Here is a 16870-nt window from a genome sequence, read left to right on the forward strand (position 1 = left end):
TAAGCTATTGAGCAAGCCGATCTCAGCCAACACTCTGAGGTCGGCTTTTTATTTGCCAAGTGTGACTCAATCATTGGCTAAGCCCATCGGGATTCAGGCAGGCAATTTTTATAGAGATTGGAATTTTTCAGATACGCTGGCTCTGTTATACTCTCGCCGATTTTTCAGATGTGAGCTGGCTCGCAAGGTGGACTGAGTGGATAAGCAAGTCGTAGAAATATTTAACCCGGCACAGGAAACAACTTCTGCTGTGCAGCATACCGCGCCTGTAGCGCTGGCTGATAACAAGCTGGAGTTGCTGGCACCGGCAAAAAATGCCGACTTTGGTATCGAGGCGATCCGTCATGGTGCCGATGCTGTCTACATTGGTGCGCCAGCCTTTGGTGCCCGTCATACCGCCGGTAACAGTGTTGCTGATATTGCCCGCCTGTGTGAGTTTGCCCACAAGTACCATGCTCAGGTGTTTGTTACCGTTAATACCATTCTGCTGGACAGTGAACTGGAGGATGCCAGAGCCCTGATTTGGGAGCTGTATGAAGCCGGCGCTGACGCCATTATTGTGCAGGATCTGGGACTGCTGGAGCTGGATTTACCTCCTATTGCCCTGCATGCCAGTACTCAAATGGATAACCGGGTACCGGAAAAGGTTGCCTTCCTGGAGCACGTGGGATTTTCTCAGGTAGTGTTGGCCCGTGAACTGACACTGGAGCAGATCCGTGACGTGGCGTCCCAAACCCAGACTCGCCTTGAGTTCTTTATTCATGGTGCGCTGTGCGTGGCATTCAGTGGTCAGTGCTACATTTCTGAAGCCTATACCGATCGCAGTGCCAACCGGGGTGAATGTTCGCAGCAGTGCCGTATGCCGGGCAATTTGAAAACCCGTAAGGGCGAAACCATTGCCACCAATGATCATATGTTGTCGCTGAAAGACAACAACCAGACAGATAATCTGGAAGCCCTGATCGACGCTGGTATCCGTTCTTTCAAGATTGAAGGCCGTCTGAAAGATCTGAGCTATGTAAAGAATGTGACGGCTCACTATCGCCAGAAACTGGACGAGATTATTGCCCGTCGCCCTGAGTTTGAAACCGCGTCTCACGGCCGCTGCAGTTACAGTTTCCAACCGGACCCTGACAAGAGCTTTAACCGCGGCAAGACAGACTATTTCCTGCATGACCGAAAGCCTGGTATCGCCGACTTCCGCACCCCTAAGTATCTGGGCATTGAAGTAGGTAAAGTTACCAGAATAGGTAAAAACCATATTGTGGTGGACTCAGAGGTTGAGTTTCATAATGGCGATGGTCTGGGCTTCTTTGCCAGGAACTTTGAAACCGCTCGTCTGTCCGATGACAAGCTGACCGGTTTCCGGATCAACCGTGCCGATGGCAATACTCTTTACCTCAAGGTGATGCCGAAAGATTTGAGTGTGGGCACCACGCTTTATCGTAATCGTGACAAAGGCTTCGAAGATCTGCTCTCCAAAGAGTCTGCTGAGCGACTGATCCCGGTGGATTTCACCCTGACAGAAACCGCTGGCGGACTGGAGCTGACTGCCGCTGATCGCCATGGCAACAGTGCGTCTGTCAGCAGCGACTTTGATAAGCAGGTAGCCAAGGATGTAGCCCGTAACTGTGAGGGGCTGCGAAAGAACCTGAGCAAGCTGGGTGGTACCGATTTTATGGCCGGTGAGTTGGATTACGCTGCTGCCGCTGAAGTGTTTGCTCCAGCGTCTGTCATCAATCAACTGCGCCGGGATGCCCTTGAAGCACTGGATAAAGCCAGGGTGGAAGGTTACCAGCGACCTACGCCATGGGAACGTGACGATAATGTCCGCTACCCACAGCGCAGCCTGACCTATCTGGGCAACGTCTCCAACCAGAAGGCTAAAGATTTCTACACCCGTCATGGTGTGGTGTCCATCCGGGATGCCTATGAAGTGCGTCCGGTAAAGGGCGATGCCCCCTTGATGATCACCAAGCACTGTATCCGCTATAGCTACAATATGTGCCCCAAGGAAGTGCCGGGTTTGAAAGCCGAACCTTTGGAGATGGAGTTGGGTGGCAAGCAGTTCAAGCTGGTGTTCGACTGCCATAAATGTGAAATGCTGGTCGTGGGTTAACTAACCGACTCATGCTCCAATCAAAAGCCGACGCTGTTGCGTCGGCTTTTTTGTTATTTGTAAGAAACTGGAATGGTTTGGCGACTGCTTATAACTGCCCAGAAAAACCTTTGTGAAGTAGCTAGGGCATTTGGCGAGTCAATATGTCCAGAGGCTTGCTGTTTTCAGTAGAGGATTACCTTCAAATTGTTGACGGTAAAGGGAACATTGTGCGGGAAGATAAAGCTGGCCATATCAGTCACCAATCCGCCCTGATAATCAACCGACTTAACATTCCGGAAGCCAACTGGCTTAAACTCACCACAGAATTCGGGCAACTGTTTAAAGGGCCTGCGGGTAATCTTCAACAGCTTACCCAGTACTGCGAACATTTAGACCGAAAGCGACAACAAAGCGCCAGTCATTGTCAAAAATGGTTTGGAGCTGGCTGACCATTCAATCTCCTTCATTAATCTCAACGTACCGGATCAGGCTTCCGAGTTTGGTCGTGGGCTATTGAGTGGCAATGAAGCTGAAACAGTGAATCGACGTACTATCAGGCCTGTGAACTGGTATTTACTCCTTCTGAATTACCGCTAATGGAGCATTGAACGGACGTTGGCGAGATGGCATTCTGACCAATGTAGCTGTTCCTGAATGTAGAACACTGAGGTCAATTGCCACGACGCTGCACATTTTTATACTGTTGTGCAGTAAGTCCATCGGACAGAGGCCCAGGGCGACATGACCGAAATGCCACGTGCCAAGCTGATTCTTGCACGATTAGGATCACTTATTTAGATAAGCTCAAAAAGTACTGCCAAGCGTCGCCAGAGTTATTTTTTATTAGACCAATCAGTTCATCGGAACCTTACATTTAGAAAAGGAACTGCAATGATTTCTTATTTACTTTCGTTTAGAGGACAAATAGGGCGACTAGAGTTTCTCGCACACTTTATTTTAGTTTTATTACTTTTAGTTTCGGCATCTGCTGTGGCAAAGGAAAGCGGGTTATCAGAGGAACAAATGAGTGTCCTGATGGTTCCAGTATCAATAGCCGCAATGTACCTATTCCTGAGCGCGGCGACTCGCCGTTGTCGGGATTTGGGAATCCATCTTGCATGGTTGCTGGTGTTGCTTATTCCTTTTGCGAATTACGGAATGCTAGTTATGTTTGTATTCGTCGCAGGTTGGGCCAGTAAGTCAGGAATATCCAGCTTGTTGACGATTCAAAAATTTTTAGCGGAGTCTGATGGAGCTGTAAATTCCAAGGAAACTATAGCATTTGAAGATATCTGGAAGGCCGAAATGGGTGATAAGTTTTTTGCTATTGCCGTCGAACAGTTTGTACATGGTAAGTTGAACCCTCTTATTAGTTATAAGTCCCAGGTCAATAGTCTTAAAAAGAAGTATGGCAAAAATCCCGAGCAGATCTATGCAGCGATGAGTATGCTGGTGATGATAGCGCAGGCGGATGCGAGAATTAACGAAAAAGAGGCGTCATTGTTGGAGCACTTTGCAGAGAAACTTGGTGCCAATACACTCATTCCGCCTGGATTTGCGATAGTGATGGGTATGTTAGCTAAGATGGCGAAAGCTGATGGTGTAGTTGTTTCGGAAGAAATTTCAGTTATAGATAGCTTCCTGGTTGATGGCATGCAGTTCAATTCAGAACAAAGAAAGATGGCAATTGATGAATTTAATAAAGCAAAGGACAGTAAAAATTCGTTTAGTGACTATCTTCTAGACTTTTCAAGGACTCATGAAGGACGCAGAGACCTATTTGAATTAACGTTCAGTGTTCTACTCGATGTGGCATTAGCTGATGGTTCGATTTCTCTGGAAGAGGAAAAGATGTTAGACGAAGCAGCGAAAGTCCTACAGATAAATTTTGATAAAAAAGAGTCACCAGGAGCCGGTGGTATAGATCCAGTTAGTCAAGAAGCTATATATGAACGAATTTTGGGGTTGCATTCAGGATATACTATAAATGATGTGAAAAGGCGGTATAAGGAACTCATAGCGAAAAATCATCCTGATAAAGTTGTAGGTCTAAGTGACGCGATTCGTGAGGCAGCAGAGATGGAATCTAAAAAAATAAACGAGGCGTATGAGTTCTTTAAACGTAAATTAAATGGCGGTTCCTAAATCTGGAATGCCAAGTTAGAAAATACAAGCGGAATAAAGAGCCGTTCATTAATGTAGACCGCCGAGATCATTTGCCACGACGTTACACATCTTTATACTGTCGTGTGGGATAGAACCCCAAGACGACATGACCACTATGTCTTGTTCTAAACTGATTCTCGCCATATGTAGCACAATTGGGATTACTTGACTGTTTTTAGCTTGGATTGGTTTTGATGTTAGTCCTTTTGTAGGTGAGGGACAGAAATGGCCAGTCTCAAAAAGACAATAGTGAGTGTCGCGCTTATTGCCTGAACTCAAAGGTCCCTCTACGTCAGTATCCAAGAGTACATCCCTGTACTTTTCCTTTCTGAGCAGCTGACGCTGTCCAAACTTATTCCCTATAAATTCTTCTCTGTGTGTATTAAGCGTGCTTTGTGTGGTGAAGACCGCTTTTAGTCGTTGACTGGTAATCAGGTTTTTACCTTAGCGATAACCTTACATACGTCCAAATGAGCACTGACTTGGCTTATCCAATCCGACTTCACCTAACTAACCTTCCTGGTCCTTTGATAGTGAATGGTCAGTTTTCATCACAAAGCTGGCTACCTCAGACCGGAAACGTAGCCGAGCTGGACCGGAATATACAGTATCCCTATCCAGCCCGTTCGTCTGTGGGGTGACTGCATATCATGCTGAGTAGAATTTACGTCGGCCTTCGAAACGGTTGACAAGCAGGACCAACATCAATAGATTGATTGTGTTGAGTCGAAACCAAGTGTCTGGGCGATGACAGAGATGGCTGGTGGACGAACAGAACCTACTGACTTACATAAGTCGAGCGGAGGAAAGAGAAATGAATGTTCATGTATATGATACTCATGTCACTACAGAAAGTGGTCGTTACCTCCACTTTGATGTGCTTGTTGATGACACTAACGTTAAAAATGTCGGTGAGTACATACAACGCTACCTGAAGTCCTTGCACATAGAGCAAAGTAAAATCAGCAGTAGCAGGTGTTACTTCTGTCACTCCGAAATTGCCAACCCGGAAGTACAGCAGGACATTGCAGAGCAGGGGTACTCAATATTGCCACTGCGCACATGACCCTGAGCACGTCAGGGGGCTCCCATGATTAATTGCGAAGTGCATGATGTGCTGGAATTGGCCTGTATATATCGAATTGAAGTCCAATTAACACTATCGGACGGCACATCGATAAGTGGCATCGCGAGCACCACCAGGACAGGGCAGAATAAACATGAATATCTGGTGATTGAACACACTGATGGTCCTGTTGAAGTGGACATGGAAAGTATCAAAATGATGCGGGCGTTAACCAGGAACCCTCATTTCACTGAGGTTGATGTGTATTAGTTGATATTGGGCTCGCCGCTCCCTTAGCTAAAACCTTTTGGCTGGTTTGTGTTGAGCGTGATTACAGCCTTTCAGAATATTGGCTGGTGAAATCAACCAAAAGCGATTCAGGATGTTCCAGTGTCACTTCCGGCGTAGTCGCTAACGAGTTGAATACAACCTCGAACATGGCGGTAGATTAGGATGATTTTATACTTATTGAAAAGAGATTTTTTAGACGGTGATTCTCGCTACTTCTGCCCATACTGTTTGCGGATTGAGGGATTAATGGCGATGTTCCCGGAGATACGCCATAGCATTGAAGTCAGGTATGTCGATTTTGCTAAACCGAGAGGTGAACTCCCCGATTTTTTAGGTGAAGCCAATCAGAGCTGTCCCAACTTAGTGTTAACTGATGGCGACAGGTATGGCTCTGAAAAGTACTCTGTTATGGCGCCGACTGGGACTCGTCATATTGACAGTACCGATAACATTATCGCGTATTTCATCGAGCGCTTCGGATTGCCACAAATGCACTGATACTTACCTACGGTGTCAAAAGCCGACGCAATTGCGTCGGCTTTTTTGTATCCGTTTTTTGTCAAAGAAGGTGATATGTCTGTCAGCCAGAGTGCAGTTCAAGTTTATGTTTCAACGGCCTGAGTATGGCTTCGTTGATAACGACCGCATAAAGGAAGGGCAGTATTAACACAGGCAAGATGTTATCCAGCAGGTAAAGCAGGTTGCTGGTGGCCGGATCGGTGGCGATATCCTTAATGACGGCAATCAGGCCAATCAATAGCAGCACGACGGCACTGGCGTAGAGGTAGGTGATTTGCTGGCCGTACAATTTGCCCAGCAGTCTGGCACTCTCGCCGCCAATCACTTCCCGGGCAAACAGGTATTTAAGTCCTGTCATCACTTTTTTGAAGCCTGAAGTACCGAATGACAACAAAGAAAACAGCGCAGTAAACCCTGACATAAACATCAGTGTCGGCAGATCCAGATAGTGGCTGACATCAGACACCAGGTTAAACAGGGATATTAATGTTGCCAGTAAAGCTGCAATCGCTATGGCGCCCGTCATTATCATTCTCCTTGTCCAGTTGACCTGAATTTCATCGTCTGCTGATTGCAGTTGATTAGGCATTACCTCGAGGGCAGAGGCTATGGCCAATACAGATTCCGCAGAGGCCCGTTTATCAGCCTCAATCCTTTGTATGGTTCGCAGCGATAAGCCGGTGGCTTTAGCCAACACCTCCTGAGACCAACCCTTCTGCTCCCGGCAGCGTTTAATTTTTTGTGCTGATAACTGCATATCGCTTCCCTGTGTTTTCAGGCTTACACCGCCTGTGTCACCTCTTATGTGATTAAAGCCTGAGTGCTTTGGTTTGAAACGGCAAAGACTTTACCCTGACAGTTTTACGTAATTAGTGTCAACACCATGAAAATATTGTTCTTTTTTGACTGCGCCCTTGGACTGGGCGCGAATATCGGATTTGGAGGGGATTTTTCCGTTTTGCCTTTAGGTTAAGTCACCTTAGTATCTAATTGGTTGGAGTTATCATCGATTTAAGGTCTTCTTGGTGGTGGCTTATTGTGCGACCTATCTTATGTCTGGCGTTATATTCTGTCGCATGTTGTTTTTGCAATTCAATCAGTTGCGCGGGATAGATGTAAAACAGATGCAAAAACGAACTTGCCATTATTTGTTCAATCCCCTTTGCCGTGTTTGATGGAGTACGGGCGGATAGCTCATCACAGCGACTTGTCAAAAGTGAGTCAACTAACTGTGGTCAATAAAAACAACAAGACCATCAAAACAACAAGGGGAAGCCAGGTGAATAAACTAATGTTGCACCTTGCAGGGTTATTGACGATAGGCAGTTTAAGCCTCTCGACTATGGCCTGGGGAGAGGAAAGCAAAGCACTCAAAGTCCGTTTTCTTGTAGCTGCGGAAGATAAACAGGGTACAGATGCTCAGGCCAGTGAGGCCATGATAGAGGAGGGATTAGACAAACTGAATATTGGCTATGCGCCGATTGGGGTCACTTTTGAACTCAACGATATTGTCTATGTGACCAATGAAGAGGTGCCGGGATTTCATGATCCTGAAAATGGCTGGGATTACGATGATGAGGAGCTGCTAAGGCCATTTTTTGCCCTGGACAGCTATAACATCATAGTGACCGAAGTCAGAGGTGTGAATGGTCACGCATGGTGGCCCTATGAAGCGACGGATGCCATTGAAGTTGACCCCACTGATCTGGTCCGTACCACTCCGGTACACGAAATTGGTCATAACCTGAGCCTGAGACATACCTATCAGAGCAATGGTGATGGCCCTATCTCACTGTTGGAGGGGCCTGAAGGCTGGAAATATGGTGATCACATCATAGATACGCCACCGGATCCTGATCGGGATGATCTGATTGAAAACTGTGTTTACTTCGGTGATGTGGTGGATGATGAAGGGGTGGCTTACGATCCCGATGCCAAAAACTACATGAGTGGAGGCAGTAATAAATGCAGAACGCGCTTCTCCGCGCAGCAGTACACTCGCATGGAGAGCTTGCTGTCGACAGATAAGTACCACCTGTTCAACAAGTATGGTGAGGGCAGAGTACTGCCAACCTGTGATAACTCAACTCAGGTGACAGAGTTTCCCCACCATGAGGGCTTTAATGTAAATGACGAAGTCGCCGAGACACCCTGGGTCCAGGATGTCGTTCACAACAGGTACAATTGGCGTTTTGACAGTGACACCTCATCGTCGCGAACCGGTGCCGATGAACCTGTTGATGGTCACACCTTTATCCATGTAGACACCAGCCGTATGGATGACTTTATCGGGGCCGGAGACCATGTGGTGATGTTGAGTCCCTGCTTTGATTTAACTCAGGTTACCGATCCTTCTGTCAATTTCTTCTTCAACATGTACGGCGCTGATATGGGCACCCTGTCATTGCAGGCTTCTGTTGATAATGGCAGCAGCTGGCAGTCACTGTGGCAGATGGTGGGGCCGCAACACGCTGATGGCGACTGGGAAGAGGCTGAAGTGGACCTGGCTGACTATGTTGGCAAGAAGGTGCAATTGCGGCTCGACTATCAGGTGGATGGCGAAAAGGGTGATGCATCTGTGGACGCCATTACCTTAAATGCAACGCCTGTTACTCCCAATGAGCCACCTCAGGCCAGCTTTAGTTACGAGACGCAGAAGCTGGTGGTGAGCCTGCTAAGTACTTCGGTTGATTCTGATGGTGAGATTGTCAGCTTCCAGTGGGATCTGGGCGATGGCAACACTGCTGAAGGCGAGAGCGTCGAGCATACATACAGCAGTCCGGGTGAGTACCAGGTGAGCCTGACCGTTACTGATGATGGTGGCTTGACCAATACTGTGATGGAGACCATCAGGGTTAAACGGGGCAAGAAACCTAAAGCCCGTATTAAGCATCTGGATCTGTGGTTTATGCACCTGTTTATCTCGATGAGCTATGACCCGGATGGCTACATAGTTTCTCAAAAGTGGCGTTTTAATGATGGCAGCCGTGTTCAGGGGCCCGTTGCCTTTAAGTTTGGTCACAGGGCATCCAGAGTGAAACTTGTGGTTAAGGACAACGACGGAATGAAAGGGAAGGCTAAGTTGAGATTCTGATACTTGCAATCTGAACCGGGGATGTTTGTTGGTACCGGTTTTCGTTTTTTGTGCTGACCTGCAGTGCTGCAACACCAGCGTAAATACAAAATGAATCATGATGTTACCCCCAATTCATTCAATTTAAGTCGGGGGAGTTCTTGCGCCAACTACAGGTGCCGAAATATTGAGCGCTACATCACAGTCCTGTTCGAATTTTATTTGTAAATACAGGGAGCTGACTACAATCCGCCTGAATTTTAAGCTTCTGTGCAATTTTGCCACGGTAATGCTCTTTGTTCCCGGTTATGCCTGGAGAAAGACTCTTTCATCAAGAGATTACACAAAGAAGAACAGTACACTGCCGGGATGGCAGTGAATATGTAGCAGACAGGCCTGGGGAATGGAGTGGTTATTGCCCGAATCCTGTTATTGATATGAAGTAACAATGAACAACAACCACTACCTCACCCTGAAAATCGATTTAGGTGCTACTCAGTCCCAGATTGAAACAGCTTATCAAATCCGTCATGCCCATTATGCTGATGCCGGTTTCAGGGGCTCTCCTGTATTTGCCGGATTGATGTTGCAGGATATCAACGAAGCTTACAGGGTATTGTCACAACCTGAACTCAGACTGGCCTATGATGAGTCTTACAAGGCGCTGTTTATCAACACCCATGACTTGCAATACAGCGAGCGCCGCAGCTATGAAGATTGGGTCAGTATTGAGTCCAGCTATCCGGAAGTGCGTCTGCTGGAAACCAGCTTAAAGAGCCTGTCTCCGACACTTTCAATGGCTTTCCGGCGAGAATTGCTGAGTTCCCGTGAGTATTTGGGCGCGGCCAATATAGTGCGTAGCATTGCGACGGAACTGATGGCAGGCCAATCTGAGTCAGTAAATGGCGCAGCCCAAAAAGTGAACTTCAAACGTCTCTTTTGGATTGCCAATCTCACCTGGCTGGTTTCATGGATGGGAATTAATCTGTTACTTCAGTGATAGCTGATTGTGGCGGCAGGTTATTGGTCAGCTGTCATTATCGACGGTTTCATGGGCTTTCGGGGCAATGATTAACCTCTGTGTAAATTTGATGATACGGGCGTTGTTGTCATTTTGGGCGGTGGAAATCTGAATGTACACAGTTCAGATTTCAGATTTCTTGATTCTGTGTCGGATGAATGTTGTAGTGCAGCACGAAATTTATGACTGAAGGAATTGCAGAATGACAGGCCAAACCGCCTATGCAAATGGTCAGCAGGTTGCTGACGCAAAATCCTCTTTTAATAATTCCGTCAGCCCAGAGCTGACAGGTGAAAGGCTGAGATGGTATGACGACGTAAGGTGCCCCCTTTACCATGCTCAGAATTCAAACTGCGAAAAGCACTTTGATGTGAAGCTGCCTGCGGATCTGAAATCCCTGACACCTGAACAATATATGGAGCAGTTCCCGCAATGGCACAAGTGCTGTGACAGTTGTGCTGCCAGCAACAAGTAACCCCGGTTAACTGCCCATACAAAAAAATCCGATGACACAGGTTCATCGGATTTTTTATTTCGGGTTCAGTAAACCAGTAAGACTTTACTTAAATTCAGTCCAGATAGGTGCGTGGTCTGAAGGTTTGTCGATACCACGCAGCACGTAGTCCACATCAGCCCCTGTCGCTTTGGCTGCAAATGATGGGGTAGCCAGGATCACATCAATGCGCAGGCCGCGGTTGTCATCGAAACCTTTACTGCGATAGTCAAACCAAGAGTAACGCTCTGTCATATCCGGGTGCAGTTTGCGGAAGGTATCTTCAAAGCCCCAGTCCAGCAGTGTCTTAAGCCACTCACGCTCTTCAGGTTGGAAGCTGCATTTACCTGTCTTCAACCAGCGCTTGGCGTTGGCATCACCAATACCAATATCCAAATCCAGTGGCGAAATATTGATATCACCCATCACCACAATATCTTCGTCGCTACTGTGGTGTTCATTCAGATACTGCATCAGGTCTTTGTAGAACTTGCGCTTGGCCGGGTACTTGGTCTCGTGGTTGATGTTCTCACCCTGAGGGAAGTAACCGTTCAGTACTGTCAGAGTGCGGCCATCAGCTTGCTTGAATTTACCCATGATCATACGACGCTGAGCATCTTCTTCATCAGTGGGAAAGCCTTTCTGGACGGATTCTGGCTCAGCCTTTGACAGCATGGCCACTCCATAGTGCGCTTTACCACCATGGTAGTGAACCTTGTAGCCCATGGCTTCCACATCTTCAGCGGGAAAGGCTTCATCGTGAACCTTGGTTTCCTGCAGGCCGATGATGTCTGGCTGGTGAGCGTCAATCAAAGCTTGCAGCTGGTGTAGTCGGGCACGCAGACCATTAATATTAAACGATACAATTTTCATAGTTATTCTCAGGGCAGCACTGGTTTGAAAGGTTTGACTATAACGCTTTGATAAACGCCGGCGGCAATATAAGGGTCTTCATCGGCCCAGCTTTGTGCGGCTTCCAGAGAGGCGAACTCGGCAACCACCAATGAACCTGTGAAACCAGCTTCCCCAGGGTTCTCGCTGTCGATAGCCGGGTGAGGTCCAGCTAACATCAGGCGGCCTTCATCCGCCAATTGCTGAAGTCTGGCCAGGTGAGCCGGGCGCGCAGACATACGCTTTTCCAGGCTGTTTTCCACATCCTGGGATGAAATCATATACCACATTATTTGAGTTCCTTTTTCTGATCTTCCGGCAGGTGTTTAAACAGGTAGAACACAGTGGCCACTGTATTTACCAGGGTCAATGCCGTTAATCCAAATACTTTAAAGTTTACCCAGGTGTCCTGAGACATATAGAAAGCCACATAGATATTGGCCAGACCGCAGACAACAAAGAAGCCAACCCAATACCAGGTCGCCTTTGCCCAAATGGCATCGTCCAGCTTCATCTCTTTGCCCAGCATGCTTTTCAAAATGGGTTTATTGATGAACTGGCCAACAATCAGCGCTGAGGCAAACAGTGCATAAACTATGGTGACCTTCCACTTGATAAAGGCGTCATCGTGGAACACCAGTGTCAGGGTGCCGAAAACTGTGACCAGGGCGAAAGTGATCAGGTGCATCTTCTCTACGGTTTTATAGATGGCATAGGTAAGTCCAATCTGTACTGCTGTTGCCGCAATCAGTACGCCGGTCGCCGTGTAAATGTCGTAGAACTTATAGAAGGCGAAAAATATGACTAGTGGGAGAAAATCCAGTAACTGCTTCATGGGTAAATCAAGATGTAATTATTAAGTATGGAGCCCGAGTTTAGCACGGCAGAGTTTACAGGCAAATGTGGGCTGAAGCCCATGATATCGGGGATTGTAACAATCTATTCCCGGCTGGCATTAAAGGGGAGTATAGCTGGCTCTCTGGCTTACCTTTGTGCTCTGAGCTCCGTGGCTGCGGTGGCCTGTGTCGCCTCTGAGGATATCTGTTTGTCCCAACGCGCCAATTCGGCTTGCAGTTCTCCCGCCGCGGGATGAATTTGGGGGACGGATTCAGTTTGCTGTTCACTGAGCTTGGCGGAGCGATTCATTGACTCCAATGCCTGACTCAGGTTGTCCAGCTCTGATGTCAAATGCTGCAATACTGCCTGACTTTGTCGGGTATCGACTGTGGTAAGGGGGCTTTCAGGCTCCAACTGCTGCAACACTTCAGCCTGCGCCGCAAGCTCACTCAGAACATCCTGAGCCAGGTTACTGTTATTGCCCGAGCGGGTAGCCAGTGCTCTGACTTCATCTGCCACTACGGCGAAACCTCTGCCCATCTCTCCGGCCCGGGCGGCTTCGATGGCAGCATTAAGCGCCAGCATATTGGTTTGCTCTGCGATTGCCTGATTGTCCTTCAGCATCTGTGTCATTTTTTGGCAGCTGTCCAGAAGTTTGGCTGCGCAATCGGATTGGTGGTTCACATCATTTGTGGGTTTAGATACCGCCAACTCTTCAAGCTGCGTGGTTAAGGTTTGCACCAGTTGGGACAGTGTCTGCACCCTGGATTCAAGCTCTGAGGTGTCAGGGGTTATCAGTTGAGGAGAAGAGGGAAGCGTCCAGTCACTGCTGCGTACGATTTCATTCAGCCGCTGCATCGCCTGCTCACAACTTTGCCTGTATACCTGATGCTGTTGTTGAACGTCTTGCAGCGTTTTAAGCTGATTTTGTATCTCACTCATTCGCCCCTCTTGCTGTTTATAGTCCTCTGCTGTTTGTTTGCCGCTGAGGCTGCTTCTCCACCAAAGCAGGCTGGCAGCCAGGGCCAGTACTAAGCTGATAACCAGTGTGAGATTAAGGCTGTGCATTGCATGCTGCGACTGCTCAAGAACCGCTCTGGCGCGGGTCGACAATCTCAGTTCGGTAACTTGCTGCGCAGTATCAAAAGCCCACAACAGCTGTTGTTCACTTTGCGCGTGCTTTAGTTTCAGTTCCGCCACTTCCACTATTAATGATTGGGCTTGCGAATGACTCAAGTGGTAGCGGGTAAGGGCTTTATTCAACGCCTGTTGTTGCTGAGGTTTATCCGTAGCCATCAGGGCTATGGCCAGCTTTTTTTCTCCGGCTAGTTGATTCTCCTCATTTGATTCGCTGACAGATCTGTATTGATAACTATCCCATCGTATCTGGCTTTGAACCCGGTTGCTGTAGTAGAGAGAGATAATATCGTTGTCCGCCCTGGCATCTTTGGTGATGGTATCCAGCATGGTGACCAGCGCATCTGCAGCCTGCGGCACTGCCTGACCTTTCACAAAGTCCAGCTGCTGCTGTTTTTCTCCCAGATTAAGGGATAACAACTGGTATTGATCAAATAACTGGCCGGAATGCTGCCATTGTTCGGGAGCAAGCTCCTGCAATGCTTGTGGAATATCTTTTGGAACTTGCACTGCATATTCATCCGTCCCGGACGCCTGGGGCTGAGGTTGAGGTAATTTTGATACTTGCTGCTGAAGGGTGGAGATCTGGTTGAATTGAGATTTAAGGGATTGGAGTGACCACCAATAGTGGGCAGCAGTACCTGCCAACCCGAAGATAAGCATAATGAATATAAATAACAGTGCCTTAGCTTTGGCTGTCATCATGTTTCATTCAGTCCATTGTGCAGGACAACAAATAAAGGGCGTACAGATTCAGGTAAAGAAACCGATTTAAACCTGTTCCCTTTAGGTAGTTAGCTTTCTTTTAATAACCATGAGTTTAGTTCAATCCGGGAAAGTTTGCCCGGAAGAGGGGCTGGCTGATGAATAGGTATTCACTTAGTCAGTGTAAAGTTGCAGATAAGTAATGGGGAAAGCGAGGATGGAGCCGGACATTTTTGTGCCCGGCAGAGATCTGGCGTATTTCTACAATGAAAGCTTACTTTTCCTGATTTTTACAGTTATCCAGATAGACGCCAACCATCAGGCTCATCACAACTATCAAGGAAAAGAAACCACCTACCATGTATGCAAAAGTGTCTGCGCTCATTGTTTTTCTCGCTGCCGGATTAAAAGTTGCGCGCAGTATATTAAATGACCAAAGCAGTCGCAAGGCCAAATGTTAAAAATATAATTTTAAAAGGTGAAAAACACCTTTGCTGGGTGTTGTTTTTTGTTTACCAGATGGTTTTTCTCGATCTTGAAGGTGTAATCCAGTGTTTACCGAATGTTTTGAAGAAATTTTTATTGGCAGGGGTTCTCAATCCAACCAGAGGAAACCAGCCTGAGCTTCAGGCTGGTATCCCCGGACCGGTACTTCAGCTACTCAAGATCACAGCGGGGCAGGTCTTGCTGCTGTTGCGCTTTTCGATAGCTGGCTTTTTCATCTTCCATCGCCTGTTTCATGGTTTCCTCAAGTTGCAGGAAGAGATCGCGATAATGGGTATTGCTGAACCTGTTGTCATCTGCACCTGCTTTCCAGGTTTGGTAGAGCACCTCTTTACTCTGTTGCTCCCGGCGAACAAAGGCATCGCGCATCATATCGGCTTTGGGAGCAGGCATACCCACTACCTTTAATGCCTCTGTGCCCATTTGTACTGCAGAAAGGAAGGTTTCACTGATCACCATATCCGCGCCGGCAAGTTGCAGCGCATAAAGATGGCCTCTGTCGTAGGCCCGGGCCAGCACTTTAACTTGTGGGTAGTGATGTTTAACGTAGGTGACCAGTTCCACAGCTCTGTCTTTATCGTCAATGGCGATCACCAGCAGTTTGGCGGCTTCTATTCCTGCGGTATGCAGCAAGTCCGGACGGGTAGCATCGCCGAAATAGCCTTTAATTTTGATTTGCCGCATCAAATCTATCTGGCTTGGCTGGTGGTCCAGAATCACAGTCCTGATATTATTGGCCGTTAACATGCGGTTGACTATCTGACCAAAGCGTCCAATCCCGGCAATAATCACACTGGCCTGATCCTGAATATCATCTGCATCCCGTTGCTCAGCTTCGGCCTCATATCGGGGCAGAATGACTTTGTCGAAAAAGATAAACAGAGCGGGAGTCAGGAACATGGAGAAGGTGACCACCAACGCCAGCATCTGACTTAAATCCGTCGGCAGCACATGGTTTTGTTGGGAGTAATTCAGCAGTACAAAGCCAAACTCACCGGCTTGCGCCAGTGACAGAGAAAATAGCCAGCGGTCGCTGTATTTCACTCTGAAAATTAAAGTAAGGCAGAGCAGTACCAGAGCTTTAATCAGGATGACACCAAGTGTCAGGCCGATGATGGCCCCAAAGTCTTGCCACAACACGCTGAAGTCTATGCCTGCGCCGACCGTGATAAAGAAGAGGCCCAACAACAGGCCTTTAAAGGGCTCTATGTTTGACTCCAGCTCATGGCGGAACTCACTGTTGGCCAATACCAGACCAGCCAGGAAGGTTCCCAATGCCGGTGACAGCCCAATCAGGCTCATCAGGGCTGCGATACCAATCACCAGCATCAGAGCGGTGGCGGTAAAAATCTCCCGCAGGCCGGATTCAGCCACGTAACGGAACAGGGGGCGGCTGAGGTAGTGACCCGCAGTCACCAGCCCGGTGATGGTGAGTACTATCACTATGGCGTAGACCCATCCCGGCAACTCAGCAACAAGATTCCAGTGCTCAGAGTGAGAAGCTGCCTCTGCGGCCTGAAGCTGCGCCTGGGCCACCAACTCAGGAAGCGCAAGTAAAGGCAGCAGCGCCAGAATAGGGATAACAGCGATATCTTGGAACAGGAGTACCGAAAATGCCGTTCGTCCACCTTCTGTGCGGTTGAGCCCTTTCTCGTTGAAGGTCTGCAGCACAATGGCGGTGGATGACAGTGAGAAGATAAGGCCTATGCTCAGCGCGACGGTAAAGGTTTGACCAAGGGCAACGGCAATCAGGGTAATCGCAGCCGTGGTCAGCCCCATTTGCAAACCACCCAGGCCGATCAATTTATGTCGCATATCCCACAGTGATTTGGGGTTCAGCTCCAACCCCACCAGAAACAACATCATGACCACGCCAAACTCAGCGAAATGCTGAATGGCGACAGTTTCCTGCCCAACCAGACCAATCACAGGGCCGATAATTACCCCTGCTGCCAGATACCCGAGCACCGAGCCCAGTCCCAGTCGTTTGGCCAATGGCACGGCAACCACCGCCGCGCACAAATAGATAAAAGCTTGCAGGAAATAAGCTGTCATGAATTCTCCTC

14 protein-coding genes and 1 pseudogene are annotated in these 16870 nt (G+C 48.0%); 8 read left to right on the plus strand and 7 right to left on the minus strand.

Features of this window, described 5'->3' with window-relative positions; translation table 11 throughout:
* Positions 1 to 250 precede the first annotated feature (250 nt).
* Positions 251 to 2119: a peptidase U32 family protein gene (locus tag L2725_RS17525; protein ID WP_249250195.1), complete on the plus strand. Its 1869-nt coding sequence runs from the start codon at positions 251 to 253 to the stop codon at positions 2117 to 2119.
* Positions 2120 to 2283: 164 nt separating this feature from the next.
* Here L2725_RS17525 and L2725_RS17530 read toward each other — a convergent pair whose 3' ends face one another.
* Positions 2284 to 2490, minus strand: coding sequence for a hypothetical protein (locus L2725_RS17530; protein WP_249250148.1), 207 nt, complete (start codon positions 2488 to 2490; stop codon positions 2284 to 2286).
* Positions 2491 to 2992: 502 nt separating this feature from the next.
* Between L2725_RS17530 and L2725_RS17535 the strand changes: the two genes are divergently transcribed.
* The 4 genes from L2725_RS17535 to L2725_RS23370 all read left to right on the plus strand — a co-directional run bounded on the left by L2725_RS17535 (position 2993) and on the right by L2725_RS23370 (position 6122).
* Positions 2993 to 4246, plus strand: a complete 1254-nt coding sequence (locus L2725_RS17535; RefSeq protein WP_249250149.1) for a TerB family tellurite resistance protein — start codon at positions 2993 to 2995, stop codon at positions 4244 to 4246.
* Positions 4247 to 5081: 835 nt separating this feature from the next.
* Positions 5082 to 5333 (plus strand): DUF2024 family protein, encoded by a 252-nt coding sequence (locus L2725_RS17540; RefSeq protein ID WP_249250150.1) that lies wholly within the window; start codon positions 5082 to 5084, stop codon positions 5331 to 5333.
* Positions 5334 to 5357: 24 nt separating this feature from the next.
* Positions 5358 to 5603 (plus strand): Rho-binding antiterminator, encoded by a 246-nt coding sequence (locus L2725_RS17545; protein ID WP_249250151.1) that lies wholly within the window; start codon positions 5358 to 5360, stop codon positions 5601 to 5603.
* Positions 5604 to 5786: 183 nt separating this feature from the next.
* Positions 5787 to 6122: a DUF3088 family protein gene (locus L2725_RS23370; protein WP_428985298.1), complete on the plus strand. Its 336-nt coding sequence runs from the start codon at positions 5787 to 5789 to the stop codon at positions 6120 to 6122.
* Between the two features lie 82 nt (positions 6123 to 6204).
* Here the strand turns inward: L2725_RS23370 and L2725_RS17550 are convergent, their stop codons facing one another.
* Positions 6205 to 6900 carry a helix-turn-helix domain-containing protein gene (locus L2725_RS17550; RefSeq protein ID WP_248935838.1) on the minus strand — a complete coding sequence of 232 codons (696 nt, stop codon included), beginning with the start codon at positions 6898 to 6900 and terminating at the stop codon, positions 6205 to 6207.
* A 522-nt stretch (positions 6901 to 7422) separates the two neighbouring features.
* On the opposite strand from L2725_RS17550, the gene L2725_RS23330 reads away from it, so the two are divergent.
* From L2725_RS23330 to L2725_RS17565, 3 genes are all read left to right on the plus strand, one after another.
* Complete coding sequence (locus L2725_RS23330; RefSeq protein ID WP_249250152.1) at positions 7423 to 9237, plus strand: PKD domain-containing protein; 1815 nt, start codon at positions 7423 to 7425, stop codon at positions 9235 to 9237.
* 427 nt (positions 9238 to 9664) lie between these two features.
* On the plus strand, positions 9665 to 10216 hold the full coding sequence (locus L2725_RS17560) for a J domain-containing protein (RefSeq protein WP_249250153.1): 552 nt from the start codon (positions 9665 to 9667) through the stop codon (positions 10214 to 10216).
* Between the two features lie 223 nt (positions 10217 to 10439).
* Positions 10440 to 10712 (plus strand): hypothetical protein, encoded by a 273-nt coding sequence (locus tag L2725_RS17565; protein ID WP_248935835.1) that lies wholly within the window; start codon positions 10440 to 10442, stop codon positions 10710 to 10712.
* 84 nt (positions 10713 to 10796) lie between these two features.
* On the opposite strand, the gene xthA is transcribed toward L2725_RS17565, so the two are convergent.
* The 5 genes and pseudogenes from xthA to L2725_RS17590 form a co-directional block, all read right to left on the minus strand.
* A complete protein-coding gene (gene xthA / locus L2725_RS17570; protein WP_248935834.1) occupies positions 10797 to 11603 on the minus strand; it encodes an exodeoxyribonuclease III in 807 nt (268 codons plus the stop codon).
* A gap of 8 nt (positions 11604 to 11611) precedes the next feature.
* Positions 11612 to 11911, minus strand: coding sequence for a YciI family protein (locus tag L2725_RS17575; RefSeq protein ID WP_249250154.1), 300 nt, complete (start codon positions 11909 to 11911; stop codon positions 11612 to 11614).
* On the minus strand, positions 11911 to 12456 hold the full coding sequence (locus L2725_RS17580; RefSeq protein WP_115137926.1) for a septation protein A: 546 nt from the start codon (positions 12454 to 12456) through the stop codon (positions 11911 to 11913). The genes L2725_RS17575 and L2725_RS17580 overlap by 1 nt, the downstream gene beginning before the upstream one ends.
* Before the next feature lie 149 nt (positions 12457 to 12605).
* Positions 12606 to 13067, minus strand: a pseudogene (locus L2725_RS23415) (methyl-accepting chemotaxis protein); the annotation flags it as partial.
* A 1890-nt stretch (positions 13068 to 14957) separates the two neighbouring features.
* Positions 14958 to 16859, minus strand: a complete 1902-nt coding sequence (locus tag L2725_RS17590) for a monovalent cation:proton antiporter-2 (CPA2) family protein (RefSeq protein ID WP_249250156.1) — start codon at positions 16857 to 16859, stop codon at positions 14958 to 14960.
* Positions 16860 to 16870 lie beyond the last annotated feature (11 nt).

This window comes from Shewanella corallii (assembly GCF_023349125.1).
In the GTDB taxonomy this organism is placed as follows: Bacteria; Pseudomonadota; Gammaproteobacteria; order Enterobacterales; family Shewanellaceae; genus Shewanella; species Shewanella corallii.

Bases quoted from the DNA above. Each gene is read 5' to 3' on its own strand.
- L2725_RS17565 (WP_248935835.1), top strand. From the start codon at position 10,440: ATGACAGGCCAAACCGCCTATGCAAATGGTCAGCAGGTTGCTGACGCA.
- L2725_RS17540 (WP_249250150.1), top strand. From the start codon at position 5,082: ATGAATGTTCATGTATATGATACTCATGTCACTACAGAAAGTGGTCGT.
- xthA (WP_248935834.1), bottom strand. From the start codon at position 11,603: ATGAAAATTGTATCGTTTAATATTAATGGTCTGCGTGCCCGACTACAC.
- L2725_RS17575 (WP_249250154.1), bottom strand. From the start codon at position 11,911: ATGTGGTATATGATTTCATCCCAGGATGTGGAAAACAGCCTGGAAAAG.
- L2725_RS17580 (WP_115137926.1), bottom strand. From the start codon at position 12,456: ATGAAGCAGTTACTGGATTTTCTCCCACTAGTCATATTTTTCGCCTTC.
- L2725_RS17560 (WP_249250153.1), top strand. From the start codon at position 9,665: ATGAACAACAACCACTACCTCACCCTGAAAATCGATTTAGGTGCTACT.
- L2725_RS17545 (WP_249250151.1), top strand. From the start codon at position 5,358: ATGATTAATTGCGAAGTGCATGATGTGCTGGAATTGGCCTGTATATAT.
- L2725_RS23370 (WP_428985298.1), top strand. From the start codon at position 5,787: ATGATTTTATACTTATTGAAAAGAGATTTTTTAGACGGTGATTCTCGC.
- L2725_RS17590 (WP_249250156.1), bottom strand. From the start codon at position 16,859: ATGACAGCTTATTTCCTGCAAGCTTTTATCTATTTGTGCGCGGCGGTG.
- L2725_RS17535 (WP_249250149.1), top strand. From the start codon at position 2,993: ATGATTTCTTATTTACTTTCGTTTAGAGGACAAATAGGGCGACTAGAG.
- L2725_RS17530 (WP_249250148.1), bottom strand. From the start codon at position 2,490: ATGTTCGCAGTACTGGGTAAGCTGTTGAAGATTACCCGCAGGCCCTTT.
- L2725_RS17550 (WP_248935838.1), bottom strand. From the start codon at position 6,900: ATGCAGTTATCAGCACAAAAAATTAAACGCTGCCGGGAGCAGAAGGGT.